The 18,080-nt window shown below is 35.4% G+C and carries 20 protein-coding genes and 1 riboswitch; of the genes, 15 read left to right on the forward strand and 5 right to left on the reverse strand.

Features of this window, described 5'->3' with window-relative positions:
- The 7 genes from WFK35_RS03150 to WFK35_RS03180 form a co-directional block, all read left to right on the forward strand.
- Window positions 1-1,289, forward strand: a 1,289-nt coding sequence (locus WFK35_RS03150; RefSeq protein WP_442891988.1) for a MutS-related protein, incomplete at its 5' end; no start/stop codon positions are given.
- Entirely contained in the window at window positions 1,290-1,763 is a 474-nt protein-coding gene (locus tag WFK35_RS03155) for a YcxB family protein (protein ID WP_336731307.1), read from the forward strand.
- An 85-nt stretch (window positions 1,764-1,848) separates the two neighbouring features.
- Window positions 1,849-2,448, forward strand: a complete 600-nt coding sequence (locus tag WFK35_RS03160) for a hypothetical protein (RefSeq protein WP_336731309.1) — start codon at window positions 1,849-1,851, stop codon at window positions 2,446-2,448.
- Between the two features lie 131 nt (window positions 2,449-2,579).
- Entirely contained in the window at window positions 2,580-2,858 is a 279-nt protein-coding gene (locus tag WFK35_RS03165) for a hypothetical protein (RefSeq protein WP_336731311.1), read from the forward strand.
- A complete protein-coding gene (locus WFK35_RS03170; RefSeq protein ID WP_336731312.1) occupies window positions 2,855-3,517 on the forward strand; it encodes an ATP-binding cassette domain-containing protein in 663 nt (220 codons plus the stop codon). Before WFK35_RS03165 ends, WFK35_RS03170 begins: the two co-directional genes overlap by 4 nt.
- Before the next feature lie 31 nt (window positions 3,518-3,548).
- A complete protein-coding gene (locus WFK35_RS03175; protein ID WP_336731313.1) occupies window positions 3,549-4,349 on the forward strand; it encodes a hypothetical protein in 801 nt (266 codons plus the stop codon).
- A 58-nt stretch (window positions 4,350-4,407) separates the two neighbouring features.
- Window positions 4,408-4,587: riboswitch (cobalamin riboswitch) on the forward strand.
- Between the two features lie 107 nt (window positions 4,588-4,694).
- Complete coding sequence (locus WFK35_RS03180; RefSeq protein WP_076392338.1) at window positions 4,695-5,078, forward strand: acyl-CoA thioesterase; 384 nt, start codon at window positions 4,695-4,697, stop codon at window positions 5,076-5,078.
- Between the two features lie 89 nt (window positions 5,079-5,167).
- Here the strand turns inward: WFK35_RS03180 and WFK35_RS03185 are convergent, their stop codons facing one another.
- On the reverse strand, window positions 5,168-5,758 hold the full coding sequence (locus tag WFK35_RS03185; RefSeq protein WP_336731314.1) for an HD domain-containing protein: 591 nt from the start codon (window positions 5,756-5,758) through the stop codon (window positions 5,168-5,170).
- Window positions 5,759-5,890: 132 nt separating this feature from the next.
- Here WFK35_RS03185 and WFK35_RS03190 point away from each other — a divergent pair, with 132 nt between their 5' ends.
- From WFK35_RS03190 to WFK35_RS03225, 8 genes are all read left to right on the forward strand, one after another.
- The gene (locus WFK35_RS03190; protein WP_336731315.1) at window positions 5,891-7,231 is read left to right on the forward strand and encodes a cytochrome P450; all 1,341 of its coding nucleotides are present in this window, start codon (window positions 5,891-5,893) and stop codon (window positions 7,229-7,231) included.
- Window positions 7,232-7,444: 213 nt separating this feature from the next.
- Window positions 7,445-7,774, forward strand: a complete 330-nt coding sequence (locus WFK35_RS03195) for a PadR family transcriptional regulator (protein ID WP_072952756.1) — start codon at window positions 7,445-7,447, stop codon at window positions 7,772-7,774.
- 10 nt (window positions 7,775-7,784) lie between these two features.
- A complete protein-coding gene (locus WFK35_RS03200) occupies window positions 7,785-9,506 on the forward strand; it encodes a PspC domain-containing protein (RefSeq protein WP_336731316.1) in 1,722 nt (573 codons plus the stop codon).
- Between the two features lie 316 nt (window positions 9,507-9,822).
- The gene (locus WFK35_RS03205) at window positions 9,823-10,419 is read left to right on the forward strand and encodes a 1-acyl-sn-glycerol-3-phosphate acyltransferase (protein WP_235131373.1); all 597 of its coding nucleotides are present in this window, start codon (window positions 9,823-9,825) and stop codon (window positions 10,417-10,419) included.
- 89 nt (window positions 10,420-10,508) lie between these two features.
- Window positions 10,509-10,943 carry a PaaI family thioesterase gene (locus WFK35_RS03210; RefSeq protein ID WP_442891989.1) on the forward strand — a complete coding sequence of 145 codons (435 nt, stop codon included), beginning with the start codon at window positions 10,509-10,511 and terminating at the stop codon, window positions 10,941-10,943.
- A gap of 420 nt (window positions 10,944-11,363) precedes the next feature.
- Window positions 11,364-12,479 (forward strand): RNA polymerase sigma factor, encoded by a 1,116-nt coding sequence (locus WFK35_RS03215; RefSeq protein WP_336731317.1) that lies wholly within the window; start codon window positions 11,364-11,366, stop codon window positions 12,477-12,479.
- Between the two features lie 15 nt (window positions 12,480-12,494).
- A complete protein-coding gene (locus tag WFK35_RS03220; protein ID WP_336731318.1) occupies window positions 12,495-13,388 on the forward strand; it encodes an outer membrane beta-barrel protein in 894 nt (297 codons plus the stop codon).
- A gap of 21 nt (window positions 13,389-13,409) precedes the next feature.
- On the forward strand, window positions 13,410-14,381 hold the full coding sequence (locus WFK35_RS03225; RefSeq protein WP_336731319.1) for a chorismate-binding protein: 972 nt from the start codon (window positions 13,410-13,412) through the stop codon (window positions 14,379-14,381).
- Between the two features lie 348 nt (window positions 14,382-14,729).
- On the opposite strand, the gene WFK35_RS03230 is transcribed toward WFK35_RS03225, so the two are convergent.
- From WFK35_RS03230 to WFK35_RS03245, 4 genes are read right to left on the reverse strand one after another with little or no spacing between them, the layout of a single operon-like run.
- Window positions 14,730-14,924, reverse strand: coding sequence for a hypothetical protein (locus WFK35_RS03230; RefSeq protein ID WP_076392320.1), 195 nt, complete (start codon window positions 14,922-14,924; stop codon window positions 14,730-14,732).
- A 5-nt stretch (window positions 14,925-14,929) separates the two neighbouring features.
- Window positions 14,930-15,532, reverse strand: a complete 603-nt coding sequence (locus tag WFK35_RS03235) for a MarC family protein (RefSeq protein WP_336731320.1) — start codon at window positions 15,530-15,532, stop codon at window positions 14,930-14,932.
- 44 nt (window positions 15,533-15,576) lie between these two features.
- The gene (locus WFK35_RS03240) at window positions 15,577-17,316 is read right to left on the reverse strand and encodes a BatD family protein (RefSeq protein ID WP_336731321.1); all 1,740 of its coding nucleotides are present in this window, start codon (window positions 17,314-17,316) and stop codon (window positions 15,577-15,579) included.
- Complete coding sequence (locus WFK35_RS03245; protein ID WP_336731322.1) at window positions 17,316-18,053, reverse strand: tetratricopeptide repeat protein; 738 nt, start codon at window positions 18,051-18,053, stop codon at window positions 17,316-17,318. The genes WFK35_RS03240 and WFK35_RS03245 overlap by 1 nt, the downstream gene beginning before the upstream one ends.
- Window positions 18,054-18,080: the final 27 nt, after the last annotated feature.

Here is an 18,080-nt window from a genome sequence, read left to right on the forward strand (position 1 = left end):
TCATTAATGGTGTTTTACCAAAAATCAACCGCCATAAAACATTAAGATTAAGAGAAGCGTTCCATCCTTTGCTGTTTTTAAGAAATAAAGCGGAAAATAAAACGATCTATCCTCAAACGCTGAGTTTAACGGAACACAACAGAATCATCTGTATTTCCGGACCGAATGCGGGAGGAAAATCTATTACGCTGAAAACGGTTGGTCTGCTTCAACTGATGATCCAGAGCGGAATTCTGGTTCCTACCCATCCAAAATCAGAAATGTTTTTCTTTGATAAGATCATGACCGATATTGGGGATAATCAGTCGATTGAAAATCACCTTTCAACGTATTCATCAAGATTGAAGAAAATGTCGGGAATCATCCGTGAAGCAGAAGCCAATACGCTTTTACTGATTGATGAATTCGGTACAGGTTCCGATCCTGAACTCGGAGGTGCGTTAGCAGAAAGTTTCCTTGAGTTTTTCTATGACAAAAAAAGTTTTGCGATCATTACAACGCACTACACCAATATTAAACTTGTCGTAGAACAGCTTCCGAATGCTCAGAATGCAGCAATGTTATTCAACGAAGAAACATTGGAACCGATGTATAAACTGGAAGTGGGACAAGCGGGAAGTTCATTTACTTTTGAGGTGGCGGAAAAGAATAAAATACCGAGATTTATTATTCATTCTGCCAAGAAAAAGGTGGAGCATGATATTGTAAATCTGGATAAAACGATTGTAAAGCTTCAGCAGGAGAAATACGAAGTGGAAAAACTTAAAACCGATCTTGCGGAAAGAAAGGAATCTGTAGAAGATAAGCGCGATAACCTTCAGAAACTGAATGAACAGCTTCAGCAGAAGCTATTTAATTTCCAGAAATTATATGAAGAAGAGCATCGTAAACTGCAGTTCGGGAACAAAATTGAGGCTTTTATCGACAGCTACGTAAAAGGAAAGTCCAGAAAAGATGTGGTAAAAGATTTTGTAAAAATTCTTGAGCAGGAAAAATTCAGAAAACTGGGTGCAGATAAAGATGAATCTAAACGTCTGCAGGTTGTGAAAAGGAAGATTACCCAACAGCTTAAAAAGGAAGAAATAATTGAAAAAATTACGGAAACCAATGAAAAACTGGAGGAAAAACGCAAAACCGACCGCGCTCTCTGGATGAAAGTCGGGCAGCGCGTCCGTATTTCCGGCAGTACAAGTGTGGGAACGATTGAAAAAATTTCACGGAATAAAGTGATCGTAAATTACGGAACATTCAAAACAACAATTGACGCAGACGAACTGGAAAGAATTTAAATGATAACGGTAAAAACTCATATCAGTTTTAAGGATTTTCTGATGTTTCATCTCAAAAGTTCCTTAATAAGGCTAATTGCTTTTCCTTTGCTGATTTTGCTTTTCTTTATTGTGAAACTGTGTGCGGATGGCAATTCTGAACAGGAAATTTTGCTTTCGGCTTCAATGTGGCTCGGAATTATGTTTCTGTTTATCGTGATCCGGTCTTTTTTAAGACTGAGATTTGCTTTCAGCTCCAATAAAAAGATTCAGGAACCTATTACGTACATTTTTACGGAAGGAGAAACTTTTGATGCAGAATTTGCATGGAATACGGTTTATAAAGTGAAGGAAAATAAAGAATGGTTTCTGATCTACCAAAGCGCACAGACGATGAATATGGTCCCGAAAAAGTATTTTACAAAGGATCAGATTACCGGATTGCGAAGAATGATTACAGAAAATAATGTAAAAGCAAAACTCAGAAAAGAGTAATCTGCTTACAAAATATCTTATGAGAGCGTCTGTTCAGGACGCTCTTTTATTTTAAATTTTATATTTTTACCCCAAACAATAATTTATGAAGACTTTAAAAATGCTGTCCGACTTTCTGCCGATACCAAGCTATACCGTAATTATCCTTTGTTTTTTATTTCCCTTTTTCCTTGTGAAATGCGGTAACGTTACTTTAATGTCTGTAAAGGGAACTGATCTGATAACGGGAGTTTCTAAGCAAAAAATGGACGAAAGAATGAGAGAAAGCATTAAAAAAAGTTCTCCTTACGCATCTTCCGTAAGCAATCAGGAGGATCGTCCGTCTTCATCCGATGATTCTCAGAAAGAAAGTGACAAAGGAGATATTTCGCCGAATCTGTTTGTTATTCTTTCTTTTCTAATGGCAGTTGCCGGAATTGCTGTGCAACTGATGAAAACCATACAAAACAAATCTCTTTATCATCTTGGATTTTCTGTAACCGGACTTCTTGGTTTTTTAGGATTTTATCTCAGTTTTAAAGCAAAAATGGAAGATCTGGAACATACTACAGGAATGGGAATGGATGGAAAAATAAATATTGCGTACAGTTTCGGAGAAGCTTTTTATATTGCTGCCGCTTTATTTTCAGTTGTTTTTCTTTTCTTTGGAATCTATTCTTATCTGTTTTTATCAAAAAAGATATAGAGAAAATTTAGCGATATTTGGTTATCAGACAGTACACATACAAAAACTAAGAGCTTAAAAATGCTTCAGTAAAAGCTTTGTAACTGCCTTTGGTGACTTTGGTGGAATTCAAAATTAATTTAAACAGATATATGGTTAAAAATATAAGGATTCTCTGGATTTTCTATGTAAAATTACTGATTCCTGCTGTTCTCTTTTCTTTGCTGATGAATATCCCGCTTGGTTTTACTACTGCCAATTTCGGATTATGCTTCTTATTATTTCTTCCGGCTTTTCATTATCTCATCTATGAATTGAGACTAAAACATGAATATTATTTTTTTGCCAATTTCGGGTTTTCAAGATCATTTCTCTGGATCTTTACTTTTTCATTAAGTGTAATCATTAATATATTTACAAAACTGATATGAGCAGATTACATATTGACAGCCTTACCAAATCTTTTAATGAAAAGAAAATCCTAAGAGATATCTACATCAGTTGTGAAACGGGAAAGGTTATCGGTTTGCTGGGAAGAAACGGTACGGGAAAATCTACTCTTTTAAAAATTATTTTTGGAACAGAGAAAGGCGATTCTCAGTTTGTAAGAGTGGATGATAAAATTTTACAAAACCAAATGGACAGGAAAGGAAGGATTGCTTATTTACCTCAATACTCATTTCTGCCGAAAGGTATTAAAATAAAAAACCTGATCTCCCTTTTCTGTACTAAAGAAAACGCGGATCAGCTTTTTAAATCAGATCTGCTAAAACCTTTTTTGAATACAACTCCACGAAACCTTTCAGGCGGCGAGAAAAAAATTGTTGAGGTTATTTTAATGGTCTATTCCGATTCGAAATTTGTTCTTCTGGATGAACCTTTTAACGCTTTATCACCGAAAATGATTTCTGAAATTCAAAAATTGATCAAAGAACAGTCTCAGCAGAAGGGATTTATTATTTCAGATCACCGTTATCAGGAGGTTTTGGATATTTCAGATGAAATTTATCTGCTTTCTGATACGTATCTGAAGCAGATTAAAGATTTTAAAGAATTGCAGCAGTATAATTATCTTCCGAAGAATATTTAATTTATATATTTGAACTTTCAAAAAAATTTTCATGATGGTTTCCGGAAAAAAAGCTTTTTATCTTTCAGTGTTCAGTATTTTTTCTTTTGCTTTTGCGAAGGGACAGAATAAAGTGCCTTTCGGCGTGGTAAAAGCAGAGGAAGGTTATGCCATGGTGCGTGTCCATAAAGACGATTACCGAAAAATAATTGACAAGATCCGTATGAAAACCGGAGATGTTTTTATTTACGAAAAACCTGCACCGGGAGAAACAGAATGGATCTGGATAAAATATCCTGAAAAAGAAGACACCGAAAAACCTTTCGTAAGATACGACAGCATCACCAAGGAAGGAATGGTGAATAAAAACCGTATTGTTTTCGTTGATAATTTACCAAAATTTACGCCTTCTAAATCGAAAAACGGAAAGTCTCTGATTTTTACTGATGATACCAATCCTAAAATTCCCGGAAACCAGAGAACAAAAGTTATCATTGATGTTTATCCTTCTTATGCACAAATCAAAAAGCAGGAAAAAGATTCTAACGGAAACATTATTAAAATAGACAAGGTAAAAGCCTGGGGCGTAGGAAAAGAATTGCCGGAAGGTTTAATGGAAATAAAATCTGTACGCGTTCAGCAACCCGGAAGAGGTTCTGTTTTTGTAAGAGATGCCATTAAAAATATGTTTCAGCCTTCCATGGATTTTGAAAATGTGGGCGTAACCGCTATCGATAACGATCATATTTTTCTTTATATGATCAACGGTTCGGGCGAAAACCGCTATACAACGATCTGGACAATCAAGCAGGGAAAAGCTGAAAGCCAGATCATTTATAAAACTCCTGAATAATTCATCAATAATCATTATTTTTGTCATCGAAAAGTGTGACTTTAGATTTTATAAGCTTATCACTTTTCAGGAAACTGGTTTTGCTTAACTGCAGATTAAAAGGGAATCGTGTGAAAATCACGAACTGTCGCGCAACTGTAAGTAACGGAATTCTTTATTAAAAATCCACTGTGCAAAGTCATGGGAAGGAAATAAAGAGGTTACAAGTCAGGAGACCTGCCTTTTTCTTAACAACAAAAAACTTTCGCGATTTGAAGTTTATTGATCTAATGGATACTCAGAGATTTCTGTCTCTGCTTTTTCTGTTGTTCCGATATTTTCATTTCGCTTTAATAATAATGATATATGACTACAGAAGAAAGAATTGAAGCATCCGAAACCCGAATTTTTAAAGCGGTTTTCCCGAACACAACCAATCATTACGATACTCTTTTCGGAGGTACGGCGATGCAGCTAATGGATGAAGTGGCTTTTATTGCAGCAACAAGATTTGCAAGAAAACGCGTGGTAACCGTAAGCAGCGATAAAATTGATTTTAAAAGATCTATTCCCGCAGGAACGATTGTGGAATTAATCGGAAAAGTTGTCCATGTAGGAAAAACAAGCATGAAAGTAAATGTAGAAATTTTTACGGAACAGATGTATTCTTATGAAAGGGAAAGAGCGATTGTAGGAGATTTTACTTTTGTAGCGATTGATGAATTTAAGAAGCCAATTCAAATATTATAAAAAGGCTCCGGCGACCTTCGGTCGCCGGAAACCAATATTTTCAAAATGTTCTTTAAAGCGGTTTCGGCGGGCTTTGCCCGCCGAAACCTTTATTTCAATACCTTTTCGGTTTCAAGATTTTTAATTAACAACACCTGAAAAGCTTCTCCCAGTTCATCGGAAGCCCTTACAATGGCATGTTCCAGCATATTTCTGATTTGTTTTTCCGTGACTCCGGCTTCTGTCCAGCTCTTTCCTGAAGTGTGGGAATTTAAGATAAAAGGCATAATGCGGTCAATTGCGCAGGCAAAAACAGCATCGGGAGTCTGCTCTTCTTCAAATTCCAGCCAAAGGTTAAAAAATTCAGAGCGCAGCGGTTCATCCAAAATTCCGAAGATCTTCTGAGCCGAAACTTTCTCTCTTTCAAATTTTCCGACCATGGCAGCTTCATCAAATATAAAAGTATCCCCTGCTTCAATTTCAACCAAATCGTGAATCGACAGCATTCTGATCACTCTCAAAAGATCAATATCGGCTCTGTTTTTCGCATAAGGAAACAGAATCTGAGCCAGAATGATAATCTGCCACGAATGTTCTGCTGTGTTTTCCCTTCTGGAATCATCTGCATTATAATTTCTTCGCTGTACATTTTTCAGGGCATCAACAGCCAGAATAAAATCGATTTCCTTTTGTATCTTCATATTTATTTTGTTTAGAATTTCATCATCCATTTTTACGGGATTGATGATAAAAAAGCAGTACAAAAATAAGACTTTTGACTGTAAACCTATTTTAATTCACAGATTAGTATTACATTTATTTAAATATTATGTATGACGCCAAATTACAATTATCCTGCAGAAATCAAAGGAAAACGAAAACTGTATTCTCTTTTTTACGGAGTAAATAATCCCTTGGAAGTAATCAGTGGAAATCATGCCATTGCAGGAGATACTTATTACCTTAAAGCTACTTTAACGAATAAGAATTTTATCTTTTCTCAGGATAAGGAATTCATCGAATATATTTTAAAACAAAACCAGAAAAATTATTTTAAATCTGATATCCAGTCCGTTACTTTAAGAAAATATCTCGGGAAAGGACTGCTTACCAACAATGGAAAAGACTGGCTGAAACAAAGGAGACTTATACAGCCCGGTTTTAGTAAAGCTAAAATTGCTGAACTTATCTCTATCATGAACGAAGAAATAAATAAAGCTTTTACGCCTTTTCCTGATGAGCCTGAAATTGATCTGCATGATTTTTTCCACACCCTTACTTTTAATATTGTTGCAAAAACACTTTTCAGTTCGGATATTGATGAAGAAAGCGTAAAAGAACTTGGGAAAATTATTACAGAAGTTCAGGAAGTTTTTGCCAAAGAAGTAAGAATACCTTTCTATTCACAATTCTTGAAAAGTATCGGTGTCATCGATAAAATGATAAAGAAAAGTACTGAAGCCAAAAATATTATTCAGAGTGTTCTGGATAAACGCAGAAATTCGAAGGAAGAAAAAAATGATTTGCTGGATATGCTTATTCAGGCGAGATATGAAGACACGCAGCTTCCGATGTCTGATGAACAGCTTATTGATGAAATGCTCATTCTTTTCATTGCAGGACACGAAACGACAGCCAATGCATTAAGCTTTATCTTTTTTGAGATCAGTCAAAACCCTGAAGCTGAACAAAAGCTGAAGGCTGAAATTGTCGCAGAAGGAGTAAACGCTTTCGGGACAGAAAGCTTAATGAAAAAATCTTATACCACAAATATTATCAAAGAAGCAATGCGGCTGCATTCTCCGGCATGGGCAATCGACAGACAGGCTTTAGAAGATGATCATTTTAAAAATTATTCATGGCAAAAAGGGACTTTCATTATTCTTTACATCAGCGGACTTCATAGGAATCCAGAATATTGGAACAGCCCGAATTCTTTTATTCCGGAACGTTTTGATGATGAAAATGCTAAAAATTTCGCTTATTATCCTTTCGGAGCGGGACCGAGACTCTGCATCGGAGAACACTTTGCCATGATGGAAATGGCACTTATCGTCCGTAGATTCTATAAAAGCTACACTTTTAGATCATATCATAAAGAATTACAGAAAAAAGCTTTGGTTACCTTAAGAACAGTGAGCTTAAAAGGTAAAATTATTAAAAATTTAACCTGAATTTGCTAAAATTCATATTTCTAAAATTTTCCAGTAAAAAATAATTAAACTGATTATCAATTAGTTAAATATTTTATTTGAATTTTTTCACTACTTTGTATTGCATAATACCATTTTATTTACATATCTTTGTAATGTAAAATCGAAACAGGTACAACTAGCTAGGTCCCGGGTTTCGAAAATTATACAACTAATTAACAAAACTTATTAAAGATGAATACTGAAAATACCAAAGCGCAAATGCGAAAAGGAATTCTGGAATTCTGTATTTTAAGTCTCATCAATCATCGTGAAATGTACGTTTCCGACTTAATAGATGAACTGAAAAAAGGAAAACTGGATGTCGTAGAAGGAACACTATACCCTCTTTTAACAAGATTAAAAAACGGTGAGTTCCTTTCATACAGATGGGAAGAATCTACGGGAGGACCACCCAGAAAATATTACCAGATTACAGAAAAAGGTAAATTATTTTTAGATGAACTTCAAAATACCTGGAACGAATTAACCAATTCAGTCAACCAAATCACTCAAAAAAATTAAAAACAAAGCTATGAACAAGACACTCTCAATAGGACTCGCAGGTTTTTCTTTTACCATAGAAGAACACGCATACATAAAACTTAGCGATTACCTGAATGCTCTGAGAAGCTCTCTGGACGCTTCGGAAGCAGATGAGGTAATGCATGACATAGAAATCAGAATGGTAGAAATCTTCAAAGATTCTATGGCAAAACGTGAAGTAATTAACGACTCGGATGTAGAAAGAGTAATTGCACAGATCGGAAGCCCTGAAAAAATCGAAGAGCAGGAAGAAGCATATTATTCTGAGAAAAATACAAAGAAAACAGGAACTTCCGGAACCGGATATTCTGATAAAAAACAGTTGTTCCGCGATCCTGAAAGACAAAAAATTGCCGGTGTTTGCGCAGGTTTAGCACATTATGTAGGAATGGACATCACTGCGATGAGAGCGATCTGGCTTGGTGTTTTCATCTTGGGAATCTTCACGGCAGCCGTTTCTTCAACCTTGGTTTTCTTACTTTACGTTATTCTTTGGGCAGTTTTGCCAAAAGCAGAAACCGCAGCAGATTTCCTGAAAATGAAGGGAAAGCCTATGAACTTCGACAATCTTAAGAATGAGTCTAATAAATTGGTACAGTTTGCCAATGAATCTACTCAGAGGGTCGGAGAAATCTATATCGAAAACAAACCCTACATCAACAACGCCGGAAGCGGACTTTGGAATGTACTACGGTATATTTTAGGCGGTATTTTCGGGTTTATGTCTTTGTCTTGTCTCATCGGAGTATTTGTAGTATTCGGTTTTATGGGAGCAGACAGCGATTTCCCGCCGGTAAGCCAGATGAATTTTTATTTTGATAACGATAATATGAAATACATTCTTATGGCACTGATTACTTTAGGAAGTTTATTGCCTGCGATGTTATTCGGATTATTAAGCATCAAATTAATTTCTCCTAAAACAAAACTGAGAAATACAGGCTGGGTAATCGGAGCATTGTTCCTTGCACTGATCACTTTAGGAACTTACTTCGGATTCAGCATGGCAAAAAGAGAAATGTTCCTGAAAGGTCATAAGGAAGATACGGAAGAAATTGCGATCAACACACAATCCGACAGTATTTATGTAGATTTCAAACAGGTTTCTATTCCTCAAAACTTTAAAGGATATGATGATGACCTTTATTCAGACAAAGTTTCCGTATACGAAAGAGACTGGATGCATGTGGATGTAACGAGAAAAGCAGACATCAAAACACCTTATTTAATCATTAAAAAAGAAGCTAAAGGATACAATCTTCCATTAAATGTAAGCGTTCCTGTAGAAGTGGTGAATAACAGAATTGTTCTTCCGAACTACATCAAATACCCTTACGAACACCGTTTCAGAGATTACAGCATAGATTATGAACTGGTACTTCCTTTAAAAACCGTAGTGATCCCTGTGAAAAAAGACGGAATCAGCTTCGACGGAGATCTTAACGCAGACGGAATTAATGATGACGATCAGGAAAGAGACGAAGACGGAAAAATTAAAATCGAAAAAAATAAAATTACCGTAAATGGTTCTACGATTGAATACAATTCTGATGATGAAGACAGCATTATCGTTAACGGAAAAAAAGTTCCGAGCAATAAGGCAGATCAGGTAATCGATTCCATGAAAAGCAGCATCAAAAAGATGAAAGGAGCCAACATCGACTTCAAAGTGGATAAAGATAAAAACGAAATTTCCATACAAACCAAATAACTAAACTGCAGAGAGTGGCAGAAGGTGTGAATGAATAACACAACCGTTTGAAATTCACACTCTTCTTCTCTCACTGAAAACGAAAAAATATAAAGATTTTGTTCGCTGTTTCAATAAAAATCTTTACATTTGTGTAGTAAAAAATTAAAACCAAAACACTCAATAAAAATTCAATAATCATGGTACAACTGGCACTAGAAATTGTAATGAAAATTGTTGATTTAATCAGCAGTCTGTTTTAAGAGCGATAATATTTCAATATATTTGTAAAGTATAACCACTTTGGTTATACTTTTTTGTTTTTAATCTAAACTATATGAGAAAGCTGATCGGCAAACTGCTGCTAAAATTAATGGGCTGGAAAGTCGTTCTTCAGGGCGACGAAAACGTTCTGAACAGATGTATTCTTGTAGTTGCGCCTCACACGCACAACATGGAATATATTTTAGGAAACCTATCCTACTGGTCTCTGAAAAAACCATTAAAAATTATCATCAAAGATGCACACACCAAAGCATGGTACGGAAGCGTGGTAAAAGGTCTGGGCGGAATCGGGATCGACAGAAGCCAGAAAAATGATCTGGTGAATTTCGTAGCCAAACAGTTTGAAAAAGACGATTTCAGTCTGGTCATCACTCCCGAAGGAACAAGAAGCTGGGTTCCGAAATGGAGAAAAGGTTTCTACCACATGGCTTTAGCGGCTAAAGTCCCTATCGTTCTCGCGGCAGGAGATTTTAAAAGAAAAATCATTTATCTTGGTTATACCATTCCCTACGAAAGAATTGCATCTGCACCGTTTACCGAAATTATGCAGGAAATTCAGGATTACTACATAAAAAATGATATAGTACCTAAAATCCCGGAAAACTGGAACCCGAATATCATGGGAAATGATTCTGAGGCTAAAGGTTAGGAGATGGAAGCTAGATGCTGGAAGATGAAAGTTAGATGCTAGATATTATCAAAATTACTCATTACCAATTACTTATTACTCATTAAAATATGTATATAAAAGATAAAAGCAAGAAAGAAATATTAGAATTCATCAACAACTGGGGCGGAGAAACGTTTGCCAAAACTCTGGATATTAAGTTTACAGATATTGATGTTGAAAATGAAACACTGACTGCAACAATGCCTGTTTCACCAAAAATTCATCAGCCATTCGGAATTATGCACGGTGGCGCAAGCTGCGTTTTGGCAGAAACCATGGGTTCCAGCCTGTCTAATATTTTTATTGATGGTACAAAATATTTCGGAGTGGGAACCAACATCAACTCCAACCATTTAAGAAGTAAAAAAGACGGAATCGTAACAGCCGTTGCAAGATTTATCCGAAAAGGAAAAACGATGCACGTTTCGGAAATAGAGATCCGCGATGAAAAAGGTCAGCTCATCAATCATACCACGATGACAAACAATATCATCAACCGATAAGATTTAATTTTCACTAAAAGATACCAAGCTCAAAAAAAATTTGAGCTTTTTTTATTTTCTTACTGCAACCTTTTATTTTTTCTGCATCTTATAAGAAAATAATAACCATGAAAACTTTAAATTTATTTTTATTGACCTTATTCATTTATATAAAGATTTAACTTTATCTTGAAAAGGTCTAAATTTTATGTGATGGTCCGTAATTGGTCATAATTGAAAATCTTTGAGTTCTTTGCTGAGTGAATAGTTTATGCTGAGCTTGTCGAAGCACCTTTGCAAACTTAAAAACGGTTGGCATATAAAAGAATCTTAGCGATCCTTTGCGTAAAAATTAAGCAATTATGATTAATAACAGAAAATCAAAAAATTTTAATAAAACTTCCGGTAAATAATAACTTACTATTTGTCGCGAATTAAATTATGAAGCAAAACAGCAACTTCAACTGGCAGAAAATTTATCTCGATTATTCCCCGAAACTTCTGGGAATATGCAGAAGATATATCGATGATATTTACACGGCAGAAGACATCGTGCAGGACAGTTTCATTACCGCAATTCAGAAAAACGATCAGCTGAATGATGAAAAAGCTCTGTTTGCATGGCTGAAAAAAATTGTGGTAAACAATGCGTTGCAACACATCCGCAAACACAGCAAAGATACTTTTGTAACCACAGAACCTTCGGAAATCCCAGATACCTATTCAGAAATGGACCATCATTTATCAGAAGAAAAAAACGTTTTCGTTTACGACTTCACCAGTGAAGAACTGCTGTCTTCCATCGACAGTCTTCCATCCCATCATAAATCCGTTTTCAATCTTTATTTTATTGAAAATCATTCTCATGCAGAAATTTCCGGTTTATTGGGAATTACCGTAAACACCTCAAAATCCCACCTTTTGAGAGCGAAAAAATCGGTTCAGAATTATCTGATGAAGAATTTCGTCAATCAAAATACACCGAAGAAAAAAATGGCGCAACTGCTTGTTGTTTTCGGACTTGGAGGATTGCTTTGGGCGCAGACTTTTAAAAGTAAATTTGCAGATTTTACCATTCAGCCATCAAAAAAATTGCAGATTCCTTCCGATCTTAAAATTAATAACACTGCATTTTCATCATCCAATACGAGTCTGAAAAAGAAAACAGTTATTGGAGGAACATTTTTGGTCATCATCATTCTGTCTGTTTTTTTCTTAAATCCGAAGAATTCTTTTTTCTCAACGAATCAGAATTCAGCTTTACCAATTCTTACAGATAATAATGAAACAGTAGGTAAAAAGACAAAAAACCACTTCGTAAATACCAATTCTGATTCAAAAGAAAAATCAGACAATAATGCTGTAAATCAGTCAGCAACAAATATAATTGAAGAGAAAAACACTGCTAAAACAGAAATAAGAGGAGATGAAACAGGATTGAAAAGCAGACCGGTTTTAAAAAAAACGGCTGCAAAAGACACCATTGAAGAAGCTCCGCAGAAAGTAATTGTCGTGAAAAAAATCATTAAAAGAGACACCGTATTTATTGAAAAATAAATTGAAAACCAGAATATGTCCTTCCAAAAAATAATACTCCTTTTTCTCATCCCCTGTGTCAACTTTTCGTTTGCACAGAAAATCAGGAAAAAGAAAATAGATACGGTTTACGTTTACGAAAAAGTAGTCGTTTATGATACCGTATATCTCATGAAGCCTTTAAAATTCAGGCTGAATGATGTTGTGATGAAAACACCAACCGTTCAGGAAACGAAATTTGTGACGGATGTATACAAACAGGAAATCGACAAACAGAGGGCTTCAAGAAGAGCAAGATTGCGAAAACCGGCGACCTTTCAGTACGGAATTGAAGGCGGATTTGGCATAAAAAGTGCAAACTGGGCTTTAGAAAACAAACCGCAGTTCGGAGGAAATATCGGAATCTGGGCTTCCAAAAGTTTCTTCGATTCTCAGTTTTTAGTCTGGCTTTCTGCCAATGTGTACCACTGGAGTTCATCCTTCGATCTCGATGCCAACAAAGAAGACACCTTTCTGAACGGATATTATTTTACCGAAAATAATCAGCCGCTTCTATTTCAGAAGTTTAATAATGAACATTTTGAGTTTGCACTTCAGCTTAAACTGATGTATAACTGGAAAAACTTCCGTCCGTTTGCAGGAATTCTGCTAAATAATCAGACTTATAAAATGCAGTTTATGACTCCTGAAAATGGCGCTTTAACCAAACTGGAGGATTTTAAAAGCACACAGACCAATCTTGGATTTTCTGCGGGTCTTCAATATAGATTTTTAAGGCGTTTCATCATTTCTGCGGAATATCAGCATTATAGCATCAAAAATATTTCCTTAAAAAATCCTGACTTTGATTTTGAGATTTTTAAGACTAATAATACCTTTGCAGAAAGAAAAATCAATGTTGGAATTTCTTATATTATTTCCCGACTCTGATTTTCTAAAAAGCTTCAAACAATGATTTATTTCAAATTTCCATTCGACGAAAAACTGTATTCCACAGATGAAAATTCCGGCGAAAACCCTATCCGTTTTTATTCTTTTGATGGATTGGAACGATTGGATTTTGGAGGAAAAATTATTGAATTAAACCCTGAAAATTTTAATCAGACAGCAATTTCAAGTGATATTTTACCTGAGGATAAAAGCGGATTTGTTACCGAAACAAAGGAAGAATATTTAAAAAATCTTGAAAAAGTAATTGCGGTTATCAAAGAACATCAGCTTCCGAAACTGGTCTATTCAAGAAGAAAAATTTTCACAGATTTTGAAGAAATTGATTTAAAAGAAAGCTTTAATCATCTTTGTCAATCCTATCCGAATGCATTCCGATATATTTTTATCGATGACGAAAATTCATGGATGGGTGCTTTCTCGGAAGTTTTAGGAAAATTCAGTAAAAGAACGCACGAATTTGAAACGATGAGTCTGGCAGGAACACTTCCCGTTTCTGAAAACTGGTCGGAAAAGGAAATTGAGGAACAGAAACCTGTAACGTCCTACATCAGAAATATTTTAAATCAGTATTCTGAAAACGTCACGGAGTCTGAAACCTACGATCATATTTCGGGAAACATCAAGCATCTTAGAACCGATTTTAAAGCCAAAATTAAACCTGAAAACTTAGATCAGATTATTCAGGAATTACACCCCACTCCTGCTGTTTGCGGAATTCCGAAAGATTTTTGTAAAGAAGAAATTCAGAAGATTGAAAAATTTCCAAGAGAATTTTACGCCGGATATATTAAAATTGAGACTGATGAAACGGTACAGTATTTTGTTAATCTTCGCTGTTCAAAACTGTATAAAAATGCAGTTCATTTGTTTGTAGGCGGCGGAATTACCGCACAAAGCAATCCCGAAAAAGAATGGACAGAAACTGAACTGAAATCGGAAGCAGTTCTGAAAAATGTGGTGATTTTAAAATAATAGACTTCTTTAAATTTTTATTTGACCGAAAAAAGGCAAAAGATTCAACATTTTGTTTAAAGTAAAATGCCAGAAAACTCTATAGAGTTTTATCTATGTAGAAATCATATTCGAAAAATGTTCGGCGTTCCGTAGGAACGCTATCTTTAGAAAATGTATCGTATCATAGATATCAATCCTACGGATTGATTAATAGATTTATTCTTATTTCTACACAGATTCTGCTCCTAAAGGAGCAAAACTCTTTAGTTTAGATTTTTATTATTTGAGAGCTAAAATTCAACAAGAAACAGAAATAAAAAAGCCTCCTTCAGACTGAAAGAGGCTTTATATAAAATTGTAATTCAATTATTTTCTTACTCCGATCTTGCTCCATGTATTCATTACAAAAAGCAAAATAAGACCTATTGCCGCTGAAGCTATTGAGAAAACAAACTTCAGGTTATCCTCAGACAAAATATCCGATTGCCAGTCTAAAGCATAAAGATTAATTGCGATAAACACGATGAACAGTACCAAAAATACTTTATAAAACTTCTGCATAACTCTTAAAAATTAATGTAATTCTGCACCAGCTGCGCAAAATTCGCGGTGAATAATTTAATTGAAATCGCCAACAGGATAATTCCGAAAACTTTCGGTAAAATGGCAAGTGTCGCATCGCCCATTTTCTTCTCCAGCCACGTTGCAGATTTCAGCACCAAATATACGAAAATTGTGTTGAGAATAATTCCAAAAATAATGTTAATGTCATGAAACTCGGCTTTCAGAGAAAGCGTTGTCGTTAAGGTTCCTGCTCCTGCAACCAGCGGAAATGCGATGGGAACGATGGATGCAGCCTTTGCTTCAGACGTTTTGTTGATCTCAATTCCAAGAATCATTTCCAGGGCTATGATAAAAATCACAAAAGCTCCCGCAATTGCGAATGAATTAACATCCACACCAATAAATTTCAGAATTTTGTTTCCCACGAAAAGAAAAACAAGCATAATGGCTCCTGCGGTAATGGATGCTTTTTCAGCTTCAATCTGCCCGAATTTCTGCTGTAAACTTACCACAATCGGGATAGAACCAATGATATCAATCACTGCAAAAAGAACCATAAAACAGGTAATAATCTCTTTTATCGAAAAATCATTAAATATTTCCATTTCCTTGCAATTAATAATTTCGCAAAAATATGAAAATAAATTGATTATTTGCTAATCTTAGAATACAAATTAACGATGGAGGATAAAAGTTCGTCCATTCCTTCCGAAGATTTTATCGGAGCATATTTTTCAACCTGTACTCTCTGAATAAGATTCCTGTATTCTTCGGCAATTGACGAGCCTTTTTCTTTTTCCAGCAAATCTGTTAAATGATCAGCAGGATTTCCAGAATATTGATTTTTCACTTCCTGATCAAGCTCGTCAAAGGTTTGAAAAAACTTCTGATAATCTTCATTATCTTTAAGATTTTCCAAATAGCCAAAATAATCGTTGATGTCGGTTTTAAACTTTTCACGGATTTCATTTTCCGTTTCAGCAACTGAACCTAAAGGCATCGGAGCCTGAATTTCTTTAGACAATCTGTTTTTCTTCTGCCATGTTTTAAACAGAAGATACATTCCGAATAAGGAAAGCAAAATAGCAATATTGATAAAAAGAACGTTCCAGTGGAATTTCTTTTTTTCTTTTACTTTAAATGAAGTTGTTTTTAAAACAGGCGTATTTACCGTTTCTAAAAAAGTATTGGTGTACTCATTCACTTTTTCAACCGCTGTACGGGATTCAAGAATCTGATCATGAGAAAAAGCATTTACCGCTAAAGACTGCTGTCCAAGATCTACATACTCTTTGCTGGAAGGATCGAAAAAGGCAAACTGTTCTGTTTTAATATTAATTTCTCCCGCTTTTTTAGGAATTACAAGATAATTGGCTAATACCTCTCCTTTCATTCCTTCCGTTCCTACCGTTACGCGTGAAATGATCTTAGGAGCGAAAACTTCATAATCCGGAGATTGCGCAATTTTAGGAAGCTCCATGCTTTTAAGATTCCCTTCTCCGCTTACTTTTACCAGAACATTCATCGGTTTTTTTACTTCAACTTTTTCTTTTGAAGTATTAACAACGGTTACATTAAAATTCCCGACTGCATTCTTAAAACATTCCGGAGAACCTTCAGGAAGTTTTTTAACATTGATCTTTACTTTATTCGAAACGAGCTTGTTTTTGTTAGCATAAGAATTCAGCGAAGCCGAAACACCCGGAATATCTACATAACCCGCTTCATTCGGGAAAACCATAAACACAGCAAGAATCTGCGACGCCATATTTCCTGCATCGGAAGGATCAATCTCAGACTTGGTAAAACTTACCGGAAAAACATCCAGATTTTCCTGCTCAGGAAGATGAATGTTTCTTACTCTTCTGAAGTTATCCATGTTTTTTGAATACACTTTCAGAACAGCAATAGTAGGCTGATCCTGATACACTTCACGGTCATCAATCTCCATATTGAGATACACGTCTTTTGAAGCATTATTTGCAGCAACCGGTTTCTTTTCTACATCTTTAATAAAAATGTCAAAAGGTTCGGTTTTATAAATTTTATTATTGATGGTAATCAGGAAAGATCCGATCTTTACTTTTCCTTTCTGTTTGGGTTCAAGAGCTAATCTTGTAATAGATTGGGAAATTACGGTATTGGTTTCAGGATCTACATAACCGTTACTGGCAGAACCGCTTCCTATGATATTAAATTTTGACAAGTCCGGTGAACGTAATGGCGTTTGCTGATTATACTCACCACCATTCATTTCAAGGACAATATTCAGATTTACTATTTCCTTACCGTTATACGTTGTTTTATCGGGAGTTACAGAAAGATTTACCTGTCCGTAAGAAATTACGGAAGACATTAAAAGTAATATGTAAATAATTCTGTTCTGCATCACCAATCTTTCTCGTTGCTCTCGGGCATCGAATAAGAATTTTTATTCAAAATTCTTCTGGCGGTTTCTTTTTCCTTATCGCTTACTTTGTTGAGTATTTGATTTTCGAGACCTTTAGGGATTTTGCCTTCATTATTCTGGTTACGGTTGGGATCATTTCCCTGTCCGTCTCCTTTATTCTGCTGACCTTGTCCCTGATCCTGCTTTTGATCTTTTCCTTTTTGATCATCATTTTGCTGTTGGTCTTTACCACCGCCTCCTTTACCGGAGTTATTTTGCTGTTGTTTTTTCTGCTGGTTTTCTTTATCCTTCAGCTTGGCAATCTCGTAATTTTTTCTTGTTACTTCGCTGTACGGATTTTGTTTCAGGGACTGTCTGTAAAATTCCGCTGCCTTTTCAGGCTTGTTCATCTGCATATAGGTATTCCCCAAATTATGAAGAGCAGCTGCTTTATCCGGAAGCGTCTGAGAAAGCTTCTGAGCCGTCTCGAATTCTGCTTTTGCTTCTTCGTATTTTTTGCTTTTATATAATGCGTTTCCTAAATTGTAGTGCGCTGTAAAATCTTTGCTGTTGGTTCTGATTGCTTCCAGATACTTTACAGACGCGCCATCATAATCTTTACCGTTGAATTTTTCATTGCCTTCATAGACTAAAGTCCTGTAATTTTTCTGCCCGAAAAGATTTCCCGGAAAGACGAAAGCAATTATAAACGATAAAAAAATGATTTTAGTATTCATTATGTGCAAAATTATTCCTTTAAATGT

Source organism: Chryseobacterium sp. VD8 (assembly GCF_037149975.1).
GTDB lineage: Bacteria > Bacteroidota > Bacteroidia > Flavobacteriales > Weeksellaceae > Chryseobacterium > Chryseobacterium indicum.